We start from the raw sequence: 2,777 nt of genomic DNA, 5'->3' as shown, positions 1-2,777 counted from the left end.
GTCCTGCATGGACACCTTGCTTGACCAGATTGGTTCTCTCTGGATGGGCGAGTATCCATTTATTGTTCTTCAGCAGCAACTTCGCTTCCGGGTCACTGCTCTTGGAGACTTTCTCAGCCATGCTCTTCGATAGTGGCTCGTTTGTTCCCCTGGGCAGGACAATGATTGACTTGAACCCATCCTTTGACGCTCCACAGGGAGCGAGATGCAGTACATTGGCTTCAACGATGACCGCTGAACCTTTCGGGAAAAAGAACAGCTCAGCTGATCGGGTGTCGACAGAATCGAAATTGTCCAATTCCGAGAACTCCGTCAGGAACTGCAGGCAATCGGTTACTGCAATGAACAATTCCGGGCTTTTATGGTACTCCATCCCGTTGATACTCTGGTTCTTCCCATTGCAGTACCCGATCTGGATGTCCTGTTCACCATAATAGAGTTTGAGTTCTTCCATAAGAGGCTGTTCTTCCAGAACGGGAAGGAACGTCTCATACGTTATATCCGACTCAGGAATTTCAGTCACACGGTCAGCAAGTGCAACCAAGTAGGATGTATCGAAGTCATGGAGAATTCGCCCATACTTCTTGAAGCGGGAGGAATCAATTGAGTGGATCTTCTCGTTTGGATTGTTTCTTACAAGATCCAACGGTACGTGAAACCGGGATGTTTTCATAATATTACCTCGCAAATAGTACCATCACTATACCAGTAGCAAATAACATGGAAAAGACAATTATGGAAAAATGACGTGCATCAACCTTGTCATGGATATGCTCCCCTGCAATGATGCCTGCCACCACAAACGGAACAAGCATCGCTGTGGTTTTTGCCACCGGAAGCGTCAGGGATCCCTCAATGAGATATCCTGCAATGATGATGGTGTTCAGTGTGGTCCAGAGCAGACAAAGTGTTGCCCTGAACTTTCCCTTGTCAGGCAGGGCTCTGGTTGCGTAGAGTACCACAAGCGGACCACCTGAGGAAATTTGTACTAACCCAAGGAACGCTTCCAAGGGGGCAGTTGCTGTGTAGATGCCCCCCTTGGATGCCCCCAGTCTTCTTCCGTGAAGAGAGTGCTTTTGCTTCACTCTTCCACTCGATCAGTACAGGAATGGAACTGCAGCCTTGAGCGTGGATTTTGGAATGAAAATCTCAATGAGGTTCAGGCTCTGGCTCTTAACCAGATACAGGACGGTGTTCAGCGTACTCTTTGCAACTGCGTACCAACCAGTGGCTTTCTGGGGTTGCTTGACCTCGTTGGTAGGATCTGCATTGAAGGCTTCGCGGTCAGCTTTACTCACCTGGAATGTATTAAAATCCCAAGCTCTGACATCATATTCCGCCTCAAGTTCTGTCTCCTGAGGATCTGGTAGGCGGTGGAAGAAATCTATACCGGTAATGGTTTCGATTTCATCGATACTGGTGGCGAAATCCTCAAGATCTTTTTTCGATCCCTCATTGGGGAGCAGGAAGGCGATGGACTTGAGCTCTGGCTCCCGGTAGTCCAGAATTACCTTGTAGTACTGGTTTGGTATGGAGACTTCATTGTCTCCAATGGTGTCATACGGGCCGTCAGTCAGGACAGGACCAGTGACAACGTAGATACTTCCTTCCGTATCGGCAAAATTCCGAACTGTTGCCTCCAGCTTGCTCCATATGCCCCGGTTGAATTGTCCTTCCTGTGGGCTCATGTTGCTGAGGTAGAATGAACCACTCATTGCTTCTTCTGACCATGAGAGGTCCGCTGCAGGAATTAGGTGTCCTCGGTCATATCCACTTCCTCGGTAGTCATTCAAGGATGCAGATTCACTGGGAATCGAAGGATCACTTCTGAAATCATCTCCACGCTCGTACATCCCGTACAGTTCGCTCCGGGTAAGCTCATAGGCTACCCAACGAGCTTGTTCATGCTCTTCATCGTAGAGGAGGGTGTATCCCGGGTGGGTAACCACTATATCGGTTGGGGAGTAAGCTGGTAGTTCCAGGTCAGGAATCCCCGAAGTCGAGGTCTGTACATATTCTTCTTCGTTTGGTGCAAGTATAATGGTCAACACCCAGAGAACTACCAGTATCACGAGGAAAATCAGGATTCTCTTTCCCCTTTTTTTCGCCTTGTTTGTACGCCTTCCCATGATTCCCTCCCCAAATTTGCCTAGTACAACAAGGAGAAGGTAATATGCCTTCTCCCTGTCTCTAGAGTTCTAACCACTCAATTGCGTGTAGGTTACGAACGAATATAGGTAATGGTACCCTGTTTAGGCACTCTTGGTGAAGGATAGTCACCCTTGGGATATCCTACAGCAAGGGTTCCCGTTACCTTGTATCCCTCGGGTACGCCGTATGACGAGAGTTGTACACCAAGCTTAGGATTGTGGTTGATCCGATTGCACCACACTGAACCCAATCCAAGGGCATGAGCGGCCTGCATCATGTTGGTCATTGCACAGGCGGTATCTTCTTTCTCAAAGGCATTCCCGATCTCAATGGAGACAAGAATCAGGGTTGGTGCATGGTAAAAGAATGATTCGCCTGGACCTGCCACCTTTTCATCGAGCTCCCGCAAGGTCTTTGGATCCTGGATTGCAGTGAAGTGCCAGGGTTCCTGATTCATCCCATTGGGGGCAAGTATGGCTGCTTTGAGAATGAGATCGAGGTCCTCATCTCTTATCTGTTCATTGGAAAAACTTCGCACGCTTCTACGTGAGAGGATATGGTCAGTGATTGTATTCATGGTAAGCCTCCTTCTGTCTATGGTACCTCTTCCCAGAATACCTTCCAAT

4 protein-coding genes are annotated in these 2,777 nt (G+C 48.5%); all 4 read right to left on the bottom strand.

Going from position 1 to position 2,777, the window contains the following annotated elements; genetic code table 11:
• On the bottom strand, positions 1–673 hold a 673-nt coding region (locus tag JF818_RS08605), incomplete at its 3' end, for a DUF4867 family protein (RefSeq protein WP_198891606.1).
• 4 nt (positions 674–677) lie between these two features.
• Complete coding sequence (locus tag JF818_RS08600; protein WP_198891605.1) at positions 678–1,085, bottom strand: TSUP family transporter; 408 nt, start codon at positions 1,083–1,085, stop codon at positions 678–680.
• 12 nt (positions 1,086–1,097) lie between these two features.
• Positions 1,098–2,129, bottom strand: a complete 1,032-nt coding sequence (locus tag JF818_RS08595) for a DNA/RNA non-specific endonuclease (protein ID WP_198891604.1) — start codon at positions 2,127–2,129, stop codon at positions 1,098–1,100.
• A 92-nt stretch (positions 2,130–2,221) separates the two neighbouring features.
• Positions 2,222–2,777 (bottom strand): nitroreductase family protein (locus tag JF818_RS08590; protein WP_233066889.1); only part of this gene is annotated, 556 nt, incomplete at its 5' end.

This window comes from Sphaerochaeta sp. S2 (genome assembly GCF_016406725.1).
In the GTDB taxonomy this organism is placed as follows: domain Bacteria; phylum Spirochaetota; class Spirochaetia; order Sphaerochaetales; family Sphaerochaetaceae; genus Sphaerochaeta.
Note: the sequence above shows the minus strand (reverse complement) of the source record. Positions and strands in the feature narration are given on the sequence as shown.